Annotated in this window: 20 protein-coding genes; 8 read left to right on the top strand and 12 right to left on the bottom strand. The window is 64.3% G+C overall.

Features of this window, described 5'->3' with window-relative positions:
• The first annotated feature begins 197 nt into the window (after positions 1-197).
• Entirely contained in the window at positions 198-1,301 is a 1,104-nt protein-coding gene (locus QQL28_RS22795; protein ID WP_284268879.1) for an NAD(P)/FAD-dependent oxidoreductase, read from the top strand.
• Positions 1,302-1,417: 116 nt separating this feature from the next.
• On the opposite strand, the gene QQL28_RS22790 is transcribed toward QQL28_RS22795, so the two are convergent.
• Positions 1,418-1,603 carry a YdcH family protein gene (locus tag QQL28_RS22790; RefSeq protein WP_283039728.1) on the bottom strand — a complete coding sequence of 62 codons (186 nt, stop codon included), beginning with the start codon at positions 1,601-1,603 and terminating at the stop codon, positions 1,418-1,420.
• 330 nt (positions 1,604-1,933) lie between these two features.
• Here QQL28_RS22790 and QQL28_RS22785 point away from each other — a divergent pair, with 330 nt between their 5' ends.
• From QQL28_RS22785 to QQL28_RS22775, 3 genes are all read left to right on the top strand, one after another.
• On the top strand, positions 1,934-2,140 hold the full coding sequence (locus tag QQL28_RS22785) for a YdcH family protein (protein WP_247319678.1): 207 nt from the start codon (positions 1,934-1,936) through the stop codon (positions 2,138-2,140).
• Between the two features lie 104 nt (positions 2,141-2,244).
• Positions 2,245-2,460 (top strand): hypothetical protein, encoded by a 216-nt coding sequence (locus QQL28_RS22780; protein ID WP_254099836.1) that lies wholly within the window; start codon positions 2,245-2,247, stop codon positions 2,458-2,460.
• A gap of 24 nt (positions 2,461-2,484) precedes the next feature.
• Complete coding sequence (locus QQL28_RS22775; RefSeq protein WP_254099838.1) at positions 2,485-2,736, top strand: hypothetical protein; 252 nt, start codon at positions 2,485-2,487, stop codon at positions 2,734-2,736.
• Positions 2,737-2,752: 16 nt separating this feature from the next.
• Here the strand turns inward: QQL28_RS22775 and QQL28_RS22770 are convergent, their stop codons facing one another.
• Positions 2,753-3,478: a GGDEF domain-containing protein gene (locus QQL28_RS22770; RefSeq protein ID WP_284268877.1), complete on the bottom strand. Its 726-nt coding sequence runs from the start codon at positions 3,476-3,478 to the stop codon at positions 2,753-2,755.
• Positions 3,479-3,620: 142 nt separating this feature from the next.
• On the opposite strand from QQL28_RS22770, the gene purE reads away from it, so the two are divergent.
• Entirely contained in the window at positions 3,621-4,109 is a 489-nt protein-coding gene (purE, locus tag QQL28_RS22765; RefSeq protein ID WP_284268875.1) for a 5-(carboxyamino)imidazole ribonucleotide mutase, read from the top strand.
• Complete coding sequence (locus QQL28_RS22760; protein WP_284268873.1) at positions 4,106-5,212, top strand: 5-(carboxyamino)imidazole ribonucleotide synthase; 1,107 nt, start codon at positions 4,106-4,108, stop codon at positions 5,210-5,212. Before purE ends, QQL28_RS22760 begins: the two co-directional genes overlap by 4 nt.
• Positions 5,213-5,246: 34 nt before the next feature.
• Here the strand turns inward: QQL28_RS22760 and aqpZ are convergent, their stop codons facing one another.
• Positions 5,247-5,969: an aquaporin Z gene (gene aqpZ, locus QQL28_RS22755; protein WP_284268872.1), complete on the bottom strand. Its 723-nt coding sequence runs from the start codon at positions 5,967-5,969 to the stop codon at positions 5,247-5,249.
• Positions 5,970-6,232: 263 nt separating this feature from the next.
• On the opposite strand from aqpZ, the gene rpsU reads away from it, so the two are divergent.
• Positions 6,233-6,535: a 30S ribosomal protein S21 gene (rpsU, locus tag QQL28_RS22750; RefSeq protein WP_027525171.1), complete on the top strand. Its 303-nt coding sequence runs from the start codon at positions 6,233-6,235 to the stop codon at positions 6,533-6,535.
• A gap of 142 nt (positions 6,536-6,677) precedes the next feature.
• Positions 6,678-7,331: a tetratricopeptide repeat protein gene (locus QQL28_RS22745; RefSeq protein WP_284268865.1), complete on the top strand. Its 654-nt coding sequence runs from the start codon at positions 6,678-6,680 to the stop codon at positions 7,329-7,331.
• 159 nt (positions 7,332-7,490) lie between these two features.
• On the opposite strand, the gene QQL28_RS22740 is transcribed toward QQL28_RS22745, so the two are convergent.
• From QQL28_RS22740 to QQL28_RS22700, 9 genes are all read right to left on the bottom strand, one after another.
• A complete protein-coding gene (locus tag QQL28_RS22740; protein WP_284268864.1) occupies positions 7,491-8,420 on the bottom strand; it encodes a hypothetical protein in 930 nt (309 codons plus the stop codon).
• A 94-nt stretch (positions 8,421-8,514) separates the two neighbouring features.
• The gene (locus QQL28_RS22735; protein ID WP_284268863.1) at positions 8,515-8,799 is read right to left on the bottom strand and encodes a cupin domain-containing protein; all 285 of its coding nucleotides are present in this window, start codon (positions 8,797-8,799) and stop codon (positions 8,515-8,517) included.
• Between the two features lie 15 nt (positions 8,800-8,814).
• Positions 8,815-9,912 carry a calcium:cation antiporter gene (locus QQL28_RS22730; RefSeq protein WP_284268862.1) on the bottom strand — a complete coding sequence of 366 codons (1,098 nt, stop codon included), beginning with the start codon at positions 9,910-9,912 and terminating at the stop codon, positions 8,815-8,817.
• Between the two features lie 62 nt (positions 9,913-9,974).
• Positions 9,975-10,775, bottom strand: a complete 801-nt coding sequence (locus tag QQL28_RS22725) for an alpha/beta hydrolase (protein ID WP_284268861.1) — start codon at positions 10,773-10,775, stop codon at positions 9,975-9,977.
• Between the two features lie 215 nt (positions 10,776-10,990).
• Entirely contained in the window at positions 10,991-12,388 is a 1,398-nt protein-coding gene (locus QQL28_RS22720) for an NAD(P)(+) transhydrogenase (Re/Si-specific) subunit beta (RefSeq protein ID WP_284268860.1), read from the bottom strand.
• 38 nt (positions 12,389-12,426) lie between these two features.
• Positions 12,427-12,744: a proton-translocating transhydrogenase family protein gene (locus tag QQL28_RS22715; RefSeq protein ID WP_254099863.1), complete on the bottom strand. Its 318-nt coding sequence runs from the start codon at positions 12,742-12,744 to the stop codon at positions 12,427-12,429.
• A 22-nt stretch (positions 12,745-12,766) separates the two neighbouring features.
• Positions 12,767-13,897 (bottom strand): Re/Si-specific NAD(P)(+) transhydrogenase subunit alpha, encoded by a 1,131-nt coding sequence (locus tag QQL28_RS22710; protein WP_284268856.1) that lies wholly within the window; start codon positions 13,895-13,897, stop codon positions 12,767-12,769.
• A 136-nt stretch (positions 13,898-14,033) separates the two neighbouring features.
• Positions 14,034-14,186, bottom strand: coding sequence for an aa3-type cytochrome c oxidase subunit IV (locus QQL28_RS22705; RefSeq protein ID WP_166813382.1), 153 nt, complete (start codon positions 14,184-14,186; stop codon positions 14,034-14,036).
• A gap of 180 nt (positions 14,187-14,366) precedes the next feature.
• Positions 14,367-17,372 (bottom strand): patatin-like phospholipase family protein, encoded by a 3,006-nt coding sequence (locus QQL28_RS22700; RefSeq protein ID WP_284268853.1) that lies wholly within the window; start codon positions 17,370-17,372, stop codon positions 14,367-14,369.
• Between the last annotated feature and the right edge of the window lie 148 nt (positions 17,373-17,520).

The following is a 17,520-nucleotide window of genomic DNA, read 5'->3' as shown; positions in this document are numbered from 1 at the left end:
GCCACCCGCGATTTCAACTCCGGATTGTCTGGCCTCACGGGTTGGGATCGGGTAAACGCCTGTCAGCACGACAGAAAAATGTGATGCCAGATACGGCAATTGGCCTGACATGATAAATTCTTCCTTAACGGACAACCGCCTTGGGTGCGGTTTCCCGGGTCTCTCGGCCCTGCCGCTCACGGACCTGTCGCGCCACCATGGATAGAGTTGACTGCGTCGTCATCGGAGCGGGCGTGGTCGGGCTCGCGGTCGCACGGCGGCTCGCCCAGGCCGGGCGCGAGGTGATCGTGCTGGAAGCGGCGGAGGCCATCGGCACCGTCACCTCCTCGCGCAACAGCGAGGTGATCCATGCCGGGATCTACTACCGGGCCGGGAGCTGGATGGCGCGGCTGTGCGTCAGCGGCAAGCATGCGCTCTACCGCTACTGCGCCGAGCGCGACATCCCGCACAAAAATTGCGGCAAGCTGATCGTCGCGACCAATCCGAAAGAGACCGAGAAGCTGCAATCGATCAAGGCGCATGCCGAGGCCAATGGCGTGCTCGACATGCAGATGCTCGCGGGCGATGCCGCGCGCGCGCTGGAGCCGGCGCTGGCTTGCGATGCCGCGTTGCTCTCGCCGTCGACCGGCATCATCGACAGCCACGCCTACATGCTCTCGCTGCGCGGCGAGGCCGAAGCGGCTGGAGTTGCGTTCGCGTTTCACACGCCGCTGATCCGCGCCAAGGCGTCAGGCGGCATCATCGAAATCGATGCCGGCGGCGAGGCGCCGATGACGCTGCAATGCAGCCTGCTGGTCAACGCGGCAGGTCTTTCGGCGACGACGGTGGCGCGCAACATCGACGGCATGCCGCTCGACCGGATTCCGCCGGCCTATCTCGCCAAGGGCAACTATTTCAGCTGTAGCGCCAAGGCGCCGTTCTCGCGGCTGATCTATCCCGTGCCCGAGCCCGGCGGGCTCGGCGTACACCTGACGCTGGACATGGCGGGCCAGGCGCGCTTCGGCCCCGACGTGGAGTGGATCGAAACGATCGACTATGCCGTCGATCCCGCGCGCGCAGAGCGATTCTACCCGGCGATCCGCAGATACTGGCCGGACCTGCCTGATGGTGCGTTGATGCCGAGCTATGCGGGCATACGGCCGAAGATCGTCCCGCCGGCGGTAGCCACGCAGGATTTCCTGATGCAGGGCGAGCGCGACCACGGCGTGGACGGCCTGATCAATCTCTTCGGTATCGAATCGCCCGGCCTGACATCATCGCTTGCGATCGCCGACCATGTCGCCGAGCTCGCAAACATCTAGACGTCGTCGCGCGAAGTTAATCGCACAACGCTTCGCACCTCGACGCGGGATGAGCGCAACAGCTCTCATCCCTGCGCGAAGGGTGCGAGATCAGGCCAACGCTTGTACGGGGGTTATTAGTGGAGCGTGTCGTCAGCGCCGTGCTTCAACCGCTCGATCTGGTCCTTGACCATCAACTTCCGTCGCTTCAACTCAACAATTTGCAGGTCGTCTGTTGAAAGGTGCACAAGAGCTTCGTGCAATTCGTTTTCGAGAAGTTTGTGTTTCCGCTCCAATTCAACAAGATGTGCCTGAATTGTCATTCGAAACCTCCTCGGTAGGGTTGAACCTCAGAATTCGATCCGGACAAACAAGTCTACATCACCGATTCGTTCTGTCGATGGGTATCCGTGGTCGTACTGTCATTTTTGAAAATTCATATGTAATGAACCGTGAGTACGGAACTGCGACTGGAATTGTCCATGATTTCAATGCCGCTTCCGCGACGGCGCCGCGATCCACTCAAATATCTTGCGAGAGAACGTTGATAGAGGACCCAGATCGCTTGCGATCACGTCGCGCAAGGACGATACTTTCCACAGGCCTTCCACAGGCTTTCGCAACCTCATCGGGTTTTCCGGCTACCGCACATCATGACCAATGAAGACGAGCGCGAACTCGAATCCGAGCTCGCCCGGTTGCAGCAGGAACACCGAGATCTCGATGCGGCGATCGATGCATTGCATCAATCGCCCGCCCCCGACCTGTTGCGGTTACAGCGCCTGAAGAAACGCAAGCTGTTGTTGCGCGACCGTATCGCCTTCATCGAAGACCAGATCACGCCCGACATCATCGCCTGAGCGCCGCCGGCATGCCCAATGCGTTTTCCGCGCCCCGGATTCCTCTTGACTCAAAAAGAACAAAGAGAGAACATTCGGCCATCAACCGCTTCCGGGGAAATGCCATGTCCGCAGCCGCCTTCGACAACAGCCATTATGAGCAAGCCTGCGATCAGGCGATCGCGATGTGTGACGGCAATCTGCGCAGCACCATCAAGGCGCTGATCATGGCCAACGAATATCTGGAAGCGGAGCTCGAGGAGTTGCAGGCGGCAATTTCGGCCGGCTGCATTCCCGAGACGTCGCGCAACAAGATGCGGAGCACCTCCAGCGCCGCGTGAGCCAACGAGCACTCGGAGCCGATCATGTCCGATGTCACCTATTACGTTGCACTGCCTTTCCTCACCGACGAAGACGGATCGCCGGTCGCGGGCGCAGCGGAGGAATGCCAGACCTCGGCGGCAGCGCTGCGGCGCGCCGAGATCCTGGCGCACGGCGCCGGCCATATCGGCGCGATCGCGTTCAGCCGCAGCGGCGATCCCATGACCGGCGAGTTCGGCGACGCCAAGCTGCTACGCAAGTTCGGCAACGTGCCGGAGGACCTCAGCGCGCTGTAGGGTTAGCTGCTGAAGCCTAACTGCTGATCAGCCTGATCCGCGGCTCGTGCCGCCGCTGCGCCTTGCGCACGTACATGGCTGCGTCGGCTTCCTCCAGCGCGCGGCCTGCCTCGGCGTGAGAGCCGAGCAGAGCGACGCCGGCGGAGGCACCCGCATTCACGCGTTGGCCACGAAAGACAAAGGACAGATCGTCGATCGCCTGCTCGAAAGCCGCGGCCTTGGCCTTGGCATCGGTCTCGCTGAGATTCCACAACAAGAGCGCAAACTCGTCGCCACCGAGACGGCCGACTACGTCAGAGGCACGTACCTGTCGCGTCAGCGTGGCGGCAATCGCCTTGAGCACCTCGTCACCGGCGGCGTGACCAAAGCTGTCGTTGATGGGCTTCAGGCGATCGACGTCGAGCACGATCAGCGCGCCGCGGGCGGCGTAGCGCGTCATGTAGGCGATCGCGCGGTGCAGCTCGCGCTCGAAGCCGCGCCGGTTCGGGATGCCGAGCAGGAAGTCGGTATCGGCGGCAGCCTCGAGTTCGTCGATGCGCCGCTGGGCCTGGGCAAGCTTGGTGCGCAGGCTGCGGATGGTCGCCTTTGCCTCGTTCTTGGCATTGTTCTTGGCCCCGTCAGCGGTCGCGGCGGGCTGCTTGGCCGGCCGCCTCGCGCGGCTGGCCGCGGGTTTGGATCGGCTCCCGCTGCTTTTCCGGCCCTTTTTTGCCTTCGCAGCGATCGCCCTTTTTGGTTTCTTCATGGGCATCCTGCTCAATGAAGGCTTGCGGGGATTCACCAAGACAGGATAGTGCATTCCCTTCTCCTTGCCACCGCCTTGCGAGCCGCCGGCCGGAACCGTTAATCTGGCCTATGTTTCTGTATTCCCGAGCACAATTGACGTCATGACCGCGCCGATCGCCATCATCATGGGAAGCCAGTCGGATTGGGACACCATGCGGCATGCCGCCGATACGCTCACAGCGCTCGGCGTCGCCTGCGAAAGCCGCATCGTCTCGGCCCACCGCACTCCGGAACGGCTGTTTGCCTTTGCCAAGGGCGCCAAGGCCGAAGGCTTCAAGGTCATCATCGCCGGCGCCGGCGGTGCCGCGCATCTGCCCGGCATGACGGCGGCGCTGACGGAACTGCCGGTGTTCGGCGTGCCCGTCGAATCCAAGGCGCTCAGGGGCGTCGATTCGCTCCACTCGATCGTCCAGATGCCCGCCGGCATCCCGGTCGGCACGCTCGCCATCGGCAAGGCGGGCGCGATCAACGCGGCGCTCCTGGCCGCGGCCGTGCTGGCCCTGTCCGATCCGGCGCTGTCCGATCGCCTCGTGGCCTGGCGCAAGGCGCAGACCGACGCCGTGGCCGAGCGCCCGGAGGACAAGGCGTGACTGGCACCAAACGGGTGAAGCTGAAGCCCGGCGACACCATCGGAATCCTCGGCGGTGGACAATTGGGGCGGATGCTCGCGATGGCAGCGGCGCGGCTCGGCCTGCGCTGCCAGGTGTTCTCGCCCGACCCGGACTCACCCGCCTTCGATGTCGTGCTGAACGCGACCTGCGCGGAATATGCCGACGTCGAGGCGCTCGAGCTGTTCGCGAACGACGTCGACGTCATCACCTACGAGTTTGAGAACGTGCCGGCCGCAGCCGCGCTGGTGCTGGACGCACGCCGCCCCGTGCTGCCCAACCGCAAGATCCTCGAGACCACCCAGGACCGGCTCGCCGAGAAGGATTTTGTGACCCGGCTCGGGATCGGCACCGCCGCCTATGCCGACGTCACCTCGGTCGCCTCGTTGCGGGAGGCAATCGTCAGGATCGGCCTGCCTGCCGTGCTGAAGACGCGCCGCTTCGGCTATGACGGCAAGGGCCAGGCGATCATTCGCGAGGGCGACGACATCGCGAAAGTGTGGACCAGCCTCGAAACGAAAGCCGCGATCCTCGAAGCCTTTGTGCCGTTCGAGCGCGAGATCTCCGTGATCGCCGCGCGCTCGGCCGAAGGCCAGGTCGAATGCTTCGACGTCACCGAGAACGAGCACCGCGATCACATCCTCAAGGTCTCGCGCGCACCGGCAGCGATTCCGGACGCGCTTGCCGAAGAGGCGCGCAACGTCGCCGGCAAGATCGCCGACGCGCTCGATTATGTCGGCGTGCTGGCGGTCGAGATGTTCGTGCTCGCCAACGGCACGGGGCCGAAGGTGCTGGTGAACGAGATTGCGCCGCGCGTGCATAACTCCGGGCACTGGACGCTCGACGGCGCGTCCGTGTCTCAGTTCGAGCAGCACATCCGCGCCATCGCCGGCTGGCCGCTCGGCAAGCCGGTGCGGCACGGCGAGGTCGTCACCATGACCAATCTCATCGGTGAAGAGATCAACCGCTACCAGGAATGGCTGACCGTTCCGGGTGCAACCATCCACATCTACGGCAAGGGCACGCCGCGGCCGGGCCGCAAGATGGGCCACATCACCGAAGTGCTTCCGGCCCGCGACAAGTGAGGGGACCGCGGCGCTTCGCGATCCCCCACATGGATCACGCGGTCTTCACACCGGCGACGACGCCGGCCGGCTCTTCGCTGAGCCAACGATAGATCGCGCCGCCGAGCGCGCCGCCGATCAGCGGCGCAAGCCAGAACAGCCACAGTTGCGCGAGCGCCCAGCCGCCGACGAACAAGGCAGGCCCGGTGCTGCGCGCCGGGTTCACCGACGTGTTGGTGACGGGAATGCTGACGAGATGGATCATCACCAGCGCGAGCCCGATCGCGAGCGGCGCGAAACCCGCAGGCGCCCTTCCGTGCGTGGCGCCCATGATGATGAACAGGAACATCATGGTCATCACCACCTCGGTGATGAAGCACACCACCATGCCGTACTGGCCGGGCGAATGCGCACCATAGCCGTTCGACGCAAAGCCCTTGGTGACGTCGAAGCCCGGGGCGCCGCTGGCGATCACATAGAGCAGCGCGGCCGCGACGATCGCGCCGACGACCTGCGCCACGATATAGGGCAGGATCTGTCCGGTCGGGAACCGGCCGCCCGCGGCAAGACCGACCGTGACGGCCGGGTTGAGATGGCAACCCGAGATGTGGCCGATGGCGTAGGCCATGGTCACCACGCTGAGGCCGAATGCCAGGGACACGCCGAGCAGGCCGATCCCGACCTGCGGAAATCCGGCTGCGATCACCGCGCTGCCGCAACCTGCGAATGTGAGCCAAAAGGTGCCGATTGCCTCGGCGGCGTATTTTTTCATATCCATGGGCGTCTCCCCTGATTTCCAAGTTCTCCGGATCAAAGCTCCGGGAACGGCCCCGCCATTGGCGCCGAATCACCCAAATCGAGGCCGTACGAGGGCATTTTTGCCCCATTTAATGGCTTATCTTGGCCCGAAAGACCGCTTGCCCGGTGGACATCTCAGGTTTTGTCTGATACATCCGCGCGCTCAAGGTTAAGGGCTTGCGCTTTCTGCCATCCCCTTTGACTTACCAGAATTCAAATCCGATCCACTGAAGAGGATGCCGCGTGCAGGTTCTCGTTCGCGATAACAATGTCGATCAAGCCCTCAAGGCGCTGAAGAAGAAGATGCAGCGCGAGGGTATTTTCCGCGAGATGAAGCTCCGCGGTCACTACGAAAAGCCCTCCGAGAAGAAGGCTCGCGAAAAGGCCGAGGCCGTGCGCCGCGCGCGCAAGCTGGCCCGCAAGAAGCTGCAGCGCGAAGGCCTGCTGCCGATGAAGCCGAAGCCGGTGTTCGGCGCTGGCCCCGGTGGCGAGCGTGGCGCTGGCGGCCGTGGCGGCCCGGGTGCTGGTCCGCGCGGACCGCGCTGATCTTGCCGCGCTTGATTTTACCAGACTTGCAAGACTGAGTTTTCGATGACGCGGGCCCCGGGCCCGCGTTATTGTTTTGTGAGCGGTGCCTTTTCTGGGACGGGGCACTACCGATGCGGCACCAGCGCGAGCGAACCCGTAGATGGCTTCCCCTTTCCCCGAGCACAGCCCGGCACGGTCGTGCCGACCCTGGCGGCGCTCAATCACACTCTCACTGATCGCGATCGCACTGTCCGGCTGCTCGTTCGACCTGGGATCGCTGATGCCGGAGAAGGAGAAGCCGCAGGACGCGCCCAAGGCCGCTCCTGCGCCCGTCGAGAGCGCGGTCAGCGCCGGCAACGTCGCCGAGGCCCAGAGCCATACGGCAAAGGGCCAGGCGCTTGCGAAATCGGGAGAGACGGCGGCGGCGCTCGAAGAGTTCAACCGCGCGGTCGCGCTCGATCCCTACAATGCACAGGCGCTCTATGGACGCGCCCTGATCTATCAAGGCAACAACGAGCACGAGTTCGCGATCGCGGATTTCAGCGCGGCGAGCGGGCTCAATCCGCAGAAGCCGGAGCCGCTGCTCGGCCGCGCCATCAGCTATCTCGCGGTCGGCAAGGTCAAGGAAGCCGCAGCCGACCTCGACGAGGCCGCCGAGGCCGATCCGCACAATGCGCAGGTCTGGACCACGCGCGGGATCGCCTATGAGCGCCTCGGCGACAGGGCCAAGGCGGCGGCGTCCTACACAAAGGCGGTCGCGCTACGTCCACGCGACGATGCCGCCCGCAGCGGGCTTGCCCGCGTCGGTGGCTAAGAACGGGATCGCAGGCGCGAGCCGCGCTAAAGCGCGATGAGATTGGGATGAATCGTCATCGCGCTTTAGGTTATTGTTTGAGCATGATCTCCGCGCAAACGCGTCCCGCGTTTGTCGCGAGGGAAAACCGCTCCACACTTTTCCGGATCATGCTCCAGGTCAGTCCGGGGTGACGCCCTTCGGCAGGACCGCGTGGAACATCGACTTCATGCCTGACAGCATCTCGTCGGCGACATTGGTCTTTGCCTTCGGCATGGGGCCGGCCGCATCGGCCCGCAGGTCGAGCGGCGGCGCGACCACCACCGGGACCGGGATGTCGGCCGGTGGCGTCAGCCGATTCGCATCATCCGAGCCGACTGACGCGGTGTAGGGCGGATTCGACGTCGTCGGGGAGCCGTAGGCCTCGGGGCCTGGCGTCGACACCGTGATCGGCGGCGGCAGCGGCTGTATGGCCGGCGGAGCCGCAGTCACCAGGCGCGGAGCTTCGTGAACGCGCGGAGCCTCGGGCGCACGGGCCGCCTCCTGCGAGCCGGCCTCGGGCGACTTGCGCAGCCGCTCGATCGCGGCACGGGCGAGATCGTTGGCGTCAGGGGTGGCGGCATTCGACGCCGGAGCCTGAGTGGTCTCAGAGGCCGGCGCGGTGACGACCGGGGCACTGCCGGCCGGGGCAGGCGTTGCCTTGGCCATCGCCTTGCTGTCGCGGGAAGGCGTCGGCCGGCCGCGCGACGTGGCGGGAGCGGCGGCGGTCTCGGCGGGCGCAGTCTCGGCCGGCTTGGCCTCGGCCGGCTGGTCAGCAGCCTTGTCCGCAGGCTTCTCGGCCGCCGGCTTGTCCGTCACGGTCTTCTCGGAAATGCCCTTCTCGGAGACGCTCTTTTCGGAGACACCCTTGGCCTTCACTCCGGGCGCGGGGAGATTCGCGACCTCGGCAGGCTTGGCATCCTTCTTGGTCTGGGCAGGGGCGACCGCGGCGGCGGGAGTGTCGGGGGCCGGCCGAGCGTTGATGTAGTGATTAACGATGTACGCCCCGATGATCGTCGCGAGCACCGAGGGGAAGATATCCATGGAGATTTTAGTCAGGTATTTCAGCATTCCGGCCACTCCCCACACGATCTGATGCGGGAACTTTGAGGCAATAGTAAGGGGTTCAACTGCGACGGATCGGTGGCAATTGGCACAGCCGCCTTTACGGTTTCAGTTCAATCTCAAGGAACACGATCTCCGTTGCGGTTTCGTTAAGCACGTCGTGCGCGACACCGGCCTTGCGGAAGTAGGACTTGCCCGCCGCAAGCTGCGCCTTGGAGCGTTCCCCGCCGGGCGCCACGATGGTCATCTCGCCGGCCGTGACGGGAACGATCACATAGTCCATCCCGTGAATGTGATGGCCGGTCGCGCCGCCCGGCGGCAGCCGCCACTCGGTGACCCGGACCTCGTCGTTGTCGACCTGAACCTCGGATTTGGCGGCCAGCATTCCCATTCCCCCCCGCTACGGCACGAACACCATGAACACGTAGACGGCAAATACCACCATATGGACCAGCCCGAACAGAACGTTGGTCCTGCCGGTGCCGAAGGTCAGCATACTCAGCAAGAATGTCAGGAACATCAGCGCGGTGTTCGGGGGATTGAGGCCCAGCACGAGCGGCTGATCGAGCGCATAGGTGGCGAGCCCGACGGCCGGAATCGTCAGCCCGATGGTGGCGAGCGAGGAGCCGAGGGCCAGGTTAATGCTTTTCTGGAGATCGTTCTTGCGCGCCGCGGCGATCGCCGAGACCCCCTCCGGCATCAGGATCAGGAGCGCAACTAGGAGGCCGGCAAATGCCGGTGGAGCACCAATCATGGCCGCAACCGCGTCGACCACCAGCGAGAATTTCTTGGCGAGCAGAACGACGGCAAGGAGCGAGACCAGCAGCAGGACGACGCTGAGAACCAGCATCGTGCCTGACAGATGGCTTTCGCCGCCCTTCCCGTCATCAGCCTGATTGATGAAATAATCGCGGTGCAGCACGGTCTGCGTGTAGAGAAACACGCCATAGAGCACGATCGTCACGAGATCGACGAAGCCGAGCTGGAGCGTCGAATAGATCGGGCCCGGCGTCGTCAGCGTATAGTTGGGCATGATCAGCGTGATGGTCGCCAGCGCGATCAGCATGCTGAGATAGACGTTGGCGCCCGAGACCTGGAAACCCTGCTCGCGGTAGCGCAGGCCGCCGATGAAGACGCACAGGCCGACGAGCCCGTTGCAGACGATCATCACCACCGCAAACACGGTATCGCGCGCAAGCTCCGGCGCCGGCTTGTCGCCGAGCATGATGGTGGTGATCAGCGCGACCTCGATGATGGTCACCGCGAGCGTGAGCAGCAAGGTGCCGAACGGCTCGCCGATCCGCTCCGCAATCACCTCGGAATGGTGAACGGCAGCGAACACAGTTCCGAACAGGATCACCAGCAGGACGATCGCAAACACGTAGCCGCCGACGGACAGGGTGAAGCCGTACCCCGTCGCGGCGACGATCAAGAACAGCAGCACCGCCAGGGCCGGAAATAGCCATGACGACCGCGGCATCGGTCCGTGTGCGCTCATGCAGGCGATCCCTTCAAGCAAGCCCCACCGATTATGCGCGAGAAGATTGCGCCCGTCAGCCCTTAGCTGCCATCGATGAAATGCCGCGCAATCTCATGGGCTCCAAAGCTGTCGAGATTGTCGTGCCCTCCTCCGGGAACGCGAACGAGCTGCTTCGGCTGATGCGCGAGCGCAAAGAGCCGCTCGCCGAACGCGATCGGGATCACCGGATCCTCCGTGCCATGCATGAGGAGCAGCGGCGCCGTGACGCGCGCGATCCGCTCGTCCGAGCGAAACTGGTCGCGCATCAAGAGGCGCACCGGAACGAAGGGAAAGGCCGAGGCGGCGACGTCGACCGTCGACGTGTACGGCGCTTCCAGGATCAGCTTGCCAACCGGTTGCTCGGATGCGACGGCGACCGCCACGCCGGTCCCGAGCGAAAAGCCCCAGACGACAATCCGTTGCGCCGCATAACGCGCGGTCGTGAAGGCATAGGCGGCTGCGGCATCCCGCAGAATCCCCTCCTCGCTCGGCGCCCCGCTCGAGCCGGCATAACCGCGATAGGACAGCGCGACGAGGCCGGTGCCACCGGCCGTCACGGCCTTGAAGCGTCCGGCAAGGCCGGCGAGAAAATCGCCATTGCCGGGAAAATAGAGGATCACGGGACGTCCGGGCTTTGCCGGCACGTGCCAGATGATGACCTTCTCGCCGTCCGACGTGGTGAGCACGTGCTCTTCCGCCTCGGAAAGGCCTGCAGCATCCGGCAGCGTTCGACCAACCGGCGGGATCGGGAACAGCATGTCGCGCTGCCTCACATACAGCACGACGAGACCGGCGAGATAGCCGGCGGCGACGACGATGGCGATCCACTTCAGGAATGTCATGGGCTGCACAGCCGGTCCGCGGCTCAAGCCTTGCGACGGCTTCGCAGCAATTTCAGGACGTCGGAGCGGATGCTTGCCGGAATCTCGCGGCAAGCGCACGCAGCCCTGTGGGCCGCGTGCCATGTAATCCGCTGCGCCCGTGTCGCTTTGGGCGACATGCGATTGGACCGGTGCCATTCCTTGTTGATGGCCACGATCCGCTCCTTACCGCGTTGTTACATCGCCTTGACGATGTTCTCGGTGACCTTCTTGGCGTCGCCGAGCAGCATCATGGTGTTGTCGCGATAGAACAGCGGATTGTCGATGCCGGCGTAACCCGAAGCGAGCGAGCGCTTGATGAACATCACGGTGCCGGCCTTCCAAACCTGGAGCACCGGCATGCCGTAGATCGGCGAGGTCTTGTCCTCTTCGGCGGCGGGGTTGGTGACGTCGTTGGCGCCGATCACGAAGGCGATGTCGGCCTGCGCGAATTCGGAGTTGATGTCCTCAAGCTCGAACACCTCGTCATAGGGCACGTTGGCCTCGGCCAGCAGCACGTTCATGTGGCCGGGCATGCGGCCCGCGACCGGGTGGATGGCGTACTTCACCTCGACGCCTTCCTTCTTCAGCATGTCGGCCATTTCGCGCAGCGCGTGCTGCGCCTGTGCCACCGCCATGCCGTAGCCGGGCACGATGATGACCTTGGAGGCGTTCTTCATGATGAAGGCGGCATCGTCGGCCGAGCCGAGCTTCGCCGGCTTCTGCTCGCCGGTCGCCCCGCCCGCCGCCGCGGTCTCGCCGCCGAACCCGCCGAGAATGACCGAGATGAAGGACCGGTTCATCGCGTGGCACATGATGTAGGACAGGATCGCACCGGACGAGCCGACCAGCGCGCCGGTGATGATCAGCGCGGAGTTGCCGAGCGTGAAGCCGATGCCGGCCGCCGCCCATCCCGAATAGGAGTTCAGCATCGAGATCACGACCGGCATATCGGCGCCGCCGATCGGGATGATCATGAGCACGCCGAGCAGCAGCGCCAGGATGACGTTGAGCCAGAAGAACACCGGGCTGCCGGTGACGACGAGCCCGACGATGCAGGCGACCAGTGCGACTGCGAGCGAGATGTTGATGAGGTGCCGTGCCGGCAGGATGATCGGCGCACCGCTCATGCGGGCCGACAGCTTCAGGAACGCGATCACCGAGCCGGTGAAGGTCAGCGCGCCGATGGCGACGCCGAGCGACATTTCGACCAGGCTCTGGGTATGGATGTTGCCGGGGGTGCCGATGTCGAAGGCTTCCGGCGCATAGAACGCGCCAGCGGCGACCAGCACCGCGGCCATGCCGACCAGCGAGTGGAAGGCGGCGACCAGCTCCGGCATCGAGGTCATCGGCACGCGGCGCGCGATGACGGCGCCGATCGCGGCACCGATGGCGATGCCGACGATGACGAGCAGCCAGGCAAGGCCATCGGCCGGCGGATGGTTGGCAAGCGTGGTGGCGACCGCGATCGCCATGCCGATCATGCCGAACAGGTTGCCCTGGCGCGAAGACGCCGGGCTGGAAAGGCCGCGCAGCGACAGGATGAACAGCACACCCGCCACGAGATACAACAATGCAGACAGATTAGCGTTCATCTCAGGTCCCCATTCGCCTCTTCACCCCGAGGTGCCGCTTACTTCGCCTTCTTCTTGTACATCGCCAGCATGCGCTGGGTGACAAGGAAGCCCCCGAAGATATTGATGCAGGCAAAGATCAGCGCGATGAAGCCGAAGCCCCGGGCCCAGCCCGAGCCGCTCGACACGTTCGCGACGCCGCCCGCGAGCAGCGCGCCGACCACGATCACCGAGGAGATCGCGTTGGTGACCGACATCAGCGGCGTATGCAGCGCCGGCGTCACCGACCACACCACGAAATAGCCGACGAACACCGCCAGCACGAAAATCGACAGCCGGAAGATGAAGGGATCGACGACCTGTGCAACATGCTCCATGGCTTCTCTCCTCTAGGCCCAATTAAGCCGACTTGGGCTGGAAGTTCGGGTGAATGACGGCGCCGTCCTTGGTGAGGGCGGTTGCCTTCACGAGTTCGTCGTCCCAGTTCACGGCAAGCTTCTTCTCTTTCTTGTCGATCATGGTCTCGATGAAGGAGAACAGGTTGCGCGCATAGAGGCCGGAGGCCGACGCGGCGACGCGGCCGGCAACGTTGGTGTAGCCGACGATCTTGATGCCATCGAGATCGACGACCTCGCCCGGCTCGGCGCCCTCGACATTGCCGCCGCGCTCGACGGCGAGGTCGACCAGCACCGAACCCGGCTTCATCGACTTGACCATCTCGGCGCTGACGAGCTTCGGCGCAGGCCGGCCTGGGATCAGCGCTGTCGTGATCACGATGTCCTGCTTCTTGATGTGCTCGGCGGTGAGAGCGGCCTGCTTGGCTTGGTATTCCTTGGACATTTCCTTGGCGTAGCCGCCGGCGGTCTGCGCGTTCTTGAACTCCTCGTCCTCGACGGCGAGGAATTTGGCGCCGAGCGATTCGACCTGCTCCTTGGTGGCGGGGCGCACGTCGGTCGCGGTGACGATGGCGCCGAGACGGCGCGCGGTCGCGATCGCCTGGAGGCCGGCGACGCCGACGCCCATCACGAACACTTTTGCGGCGGGCACGGTGCCGGCCGCGGTCATCATCATCGGGAAAGCGCGGCCGAAGGCTTCGGCGCCCTCGATCACGGCACGGTAGCCGGCCAGGTTCGCCTGCGACGACAGCACGTCCATCACCTGCGCGCGCGTGATGCGCGGCATCAGTTCCATGGCGAAGGCGGCGATACCGGCATCGGCCATCGTCTTCAGCGCGGCATCATTGCCGTAGGGGTCCATGATGGCGACGACCAGCGCGCCCCGCTTGTACTGGCCAAGCTCGGACGCCTCGGGGCGCTTCACCTTGATGATGATGTCGGCGTCAGCGAGCGCATCGGCGCTGACGGTCGCGCCGGCGGCGGTATAGTCGGAATCGAGCAGACCCGACTTCACGCCGGCACCGGGCTCGACGGCGATCTCGGCGCCCAGAGCCTTGAACTTCTTCACCGTATCCGGCGAAGCGGCGACCCGCGGCTCGGACGGATCGATTTCCTTGGCAACGGCAATCTTCATGAGGCCTCCGGCGGCGCGGGACAGCGCGCATGCGAATTTAGCGTTACTCCCGCAACGTTGGATACCGGTTTTGGAACCGGCTTGTATGCAAATTTTCTAAGCAGCCGCCGTCGTTGGCGGTGCCGCCGACGGTGGATCAGGTCAGGAAGATCGCCATCAGGATGACGATGAGCGCGACCGCGGCCGTGCCGTACTTCACCAGCTTGATGAAGCCCTCATAGGTCTGCTCGTGGGCAACATAGTCGTTGCCGTCGGCGGTGGTGTACGCCACTTCGCTATGGTCAGCCATGGATGTCCCCAGTCGAAAGTCGAATTCCCGGCTGGCATTACCGCAATCCGCCCGGCAGGGCAACGGCACAGCTGCGCAGTTTTCCCGCAAATCGGCTGATTTGGAATCTCGATTGGCGGGGCACACGGTGCGCGGGCGGCCCGCCCACCCAAGCGATGACCGGAATCGGCGCGTCGCCGGCTACGATGAAACGGCAAGCCCCAGCGCGGTACGAATCGTTCCGATCGGCTCGATGTCGTCGGCACTGATGCGCTTCCGCACGCACTTGCCGTGCTTGTCCTTCACGGACACGTCGTCGAGGCCGGCGAGGAATCGGTGCGCGATGTGGAAACCAAGCGCGCGATAGACCTCGAACTGCTCCTCCGAGAAGAACTGGTCGCCCGTGGACTCGTGTGGAAAGCGCTCGTAGCGGCGTGCATAGTCGCGGACGTAGTCGTTCTCGTCGCCGGTGAGCGAGGACTTGATATAGACGAGATAACCCATGTCTCCCCCGCCATAGTCGATCGTGCCGATCGCGACGTGGGGGCCGACTGACGATTCGGGCGGCGGCGTCGGCGGCTTTCCGGCGTTGCAGGCCATCCAGCCCAGCGTAGAGGTCCGAATCGGCGACCATGGCAGGTCGATGATGATGCCAAGATCGATGCGCGCGTATCTCTGCAGCGTGACGAGCGAGGAGAGGTTCATCGGCGCATCGGCCTCGGCGTCGACGGCAATGATGATCCTGCAACGACGCCGCAACAGCTCGTAGACGCCGAGATTCTCGATGTGCCCTCCGTCCGTCAGATAGACGGCGTCGCTGTTCTCGTAGAGCCGGCCCGATATTTCCGACCAGAGATAGAACGGCGACGGCCGTCGCTGCACCTCGCCGTTGTTCTCCGCGTAGCGCGGATTCTTGAGCCAGAAGCCGAGACGCACGTTCAGCAAGGCGAGCGTCGGCGTCAGCGCCTTGATGGAATCCGATCCCATGTTGGACGAAGCGGCCGCGCCGGAGATCGCCAGTGCCGTCGCCAGATCGAGGCCGCGATCGCCGCTCTCGAATTTCAGCGTCGGCGCGTAGCCGGTCGCCTCGCTTCCCACCCACAATGGCGCGAACACGAAGAAATCGGCGTTGCGGCCCCTGCGGTTGGCGAAGTCGGAGCCCTGGATGTTCAATGCCGTGTTGATCAGGTGATAGGGAGCATGGAGCTTTCCATGGGCGCAGAGCGAGCTGAGCTTGAGCTCGTCCAGAGGTTCGAGGTCACGCCCCTGGTCGATGCTCGCGACGTTCCGGGCCGGTTTGTGGTGGACGTCCGTTTCCGGCGCGTGCTCGCTTCGCGGCAGCGGCTTGAACAGGAATGCCTTGCTCAGGCGATCCCGATAGAGACGATGCAGCGAATTGGCGTTCGGCGCGAGGCACCACGAGCCGCGGAACAGCAGGATCGCGAAAATGAGATACAGCGCGATCACCGACCAGCGCACGTTCGCGCCGAGCCAAAGCTTGACGGTATCGATGGTGCTGCCGAGGCCGAGCCAGCGAAGCGCCTGGGATAGGGTGCCGGCGGCCGAATTCACCCAGCCCGGCGCATGCTTGATCTGCCGCTGCTCGATCTGCCGCCCTTCGCGGTTTTTTCCGGTGTGTGTACGCTTCGTCGTCCGGTCTTTTATCTCGGCGCTCAGAGTTCCGGCGTCGGAATCGAATTGAAGCGTTCCGGTCAGGCGAGTCTTCGATCTCCTGACCGTGTCGATCTGGTCGAGCGAGGGCCATTCGGTCACCGCGTTCGGACAGAGGCGCTGCGGCAAGAGCTTGTCGTTGGTGATGCCCCAGAAGGTCAGATAGAGATAGGCGATCCAGATCAGCAGCGGCAACGCCGCGCCGGCGATCCAGATCGCCAGGTTGGCGGAGCGGGCCAGCGCGATCGCCAGCATGTCGGAGGTCCCCTTCCCCTTCAGCAAGTCCGCGAATTGCTGCCTGAACAGGGTGACGGCGGCGGCGATCGGCGCGGTAATCGCGGCCAGCGACTTCAGCCATGTCACGGCGACGCCTGCGACGTCGCCGAGCCCGGTATCCGAGGCTGCGTCCGCATTGTCGAACATTTCAGCGATCATGAACGGCTGAAACTCGAAGAAGGCGATCAGGAAGAGCAGCACGAGATAGGTCGCGGCGATCGTCGGCAAACGACTGAACAGCACCGCGGCTGTGCCGGTGTCCTGCTGCGTTCTCAGGCCGCGGAATTCCTGCAACCTGTTCGCCGGCAGGTACGATCGCCGGATCGCCCACCAGAAGAACATGACAAGCCCGGTGATGCTCGCCGTCAGCGTGAGGCCGAAATGATCGACCGGCACGAACCGCGCCAGATCGCAGATCAGCCCCAGCGTGAGCACGACTCCTGCGGCATAGGCCAGAAACTCACGGCGATCCCGTCTGATATCGTCAAACCCGTCGCCATATTGCCGCGAGGGCGCCCCGTAGCGGTACCGGCTGACGGCAAGGATCGCCAAGGCGAGAAGCAGGCCAACCGAGAAGAAGAAGCCGATCGTGTCGGAAAACCAATGCAGGCGGTCGCAGTCGTTGCTGACGGAAACGCCAAAGAAATTCGCGGCATAGAGCGCCGACCGGGCGGGGTTCGAGACGATGGTGATGACCGCCAGCAGCAGAACGATCGGCAGGGTAAGACCGACATTGGCCACGAGCCCACGGACCACGATCGCCAGTCCGGTCAAAAGATCGCGCACGCCGGCCGGAACGAGATAGTTCGAATAGTTGCGGATATGGCCGACCTCAGGCGTGTCGCTGACTTCGCCCGCCTTGAAGCTCTTCGCGCCGGGATTGGGTGGCTGGCCGAACACGAAGCGCTTTGCGACCGTCATTGTCGCCGTCAACGAGCTGCCGATATAACCTCCCCCCGAAACCGTGGAGAGATAGTCGATCCGCTTGATCACGTCGTGATGGTTCAGCGCCTGAAGCACGCCGAGACAGACCGCAGAGGAACGGATGCCGCCGCCGGAAAGCGCCAGCCCGACGACCTCGATGGTCTGCCCGGGCTTGAGCTGCGCCGTCTCGATCTGGCGGCCGGCCTCCCGACGCGTATTGATGGCCTCGATCTCGCTCTTGACGAGGGCGTTGTGTTTCTCGCCCCAAGGCCGGAAGTCGATCGCCCCCGTGCTCGGCGCGTGATCCTCGCCAGACGCATGCACATGCTCGGCCATGGCTGCATTCCCCGGGCGCCCAGCCTAGATCAATCAATAGTTGCAATATGAGGGGCGGGTGCCGCACAAGATTAGTCTTGCCGGTTTCGGCGAACGTTCAATCGCACGTAGCAGGACCTCCAGACCCGTCTCGAAGGTGGCCTGGACA

This window comes from Bradyrhizobium iriomotense (assembly GCF_030160715.1).
Classification (GTDB): domain Bacteria; phylum Pseudomonadota; class Alphaproteobacteria; order Rhizobiales; family Xanthobacteraceae; genus Bradyrhizobium; species Bradyrhizobium iriomotense.
Note: the sequence above shows the minus strand (reverse complement) of the source record. Positions and strands in the feature narration are given on the sequence as shown.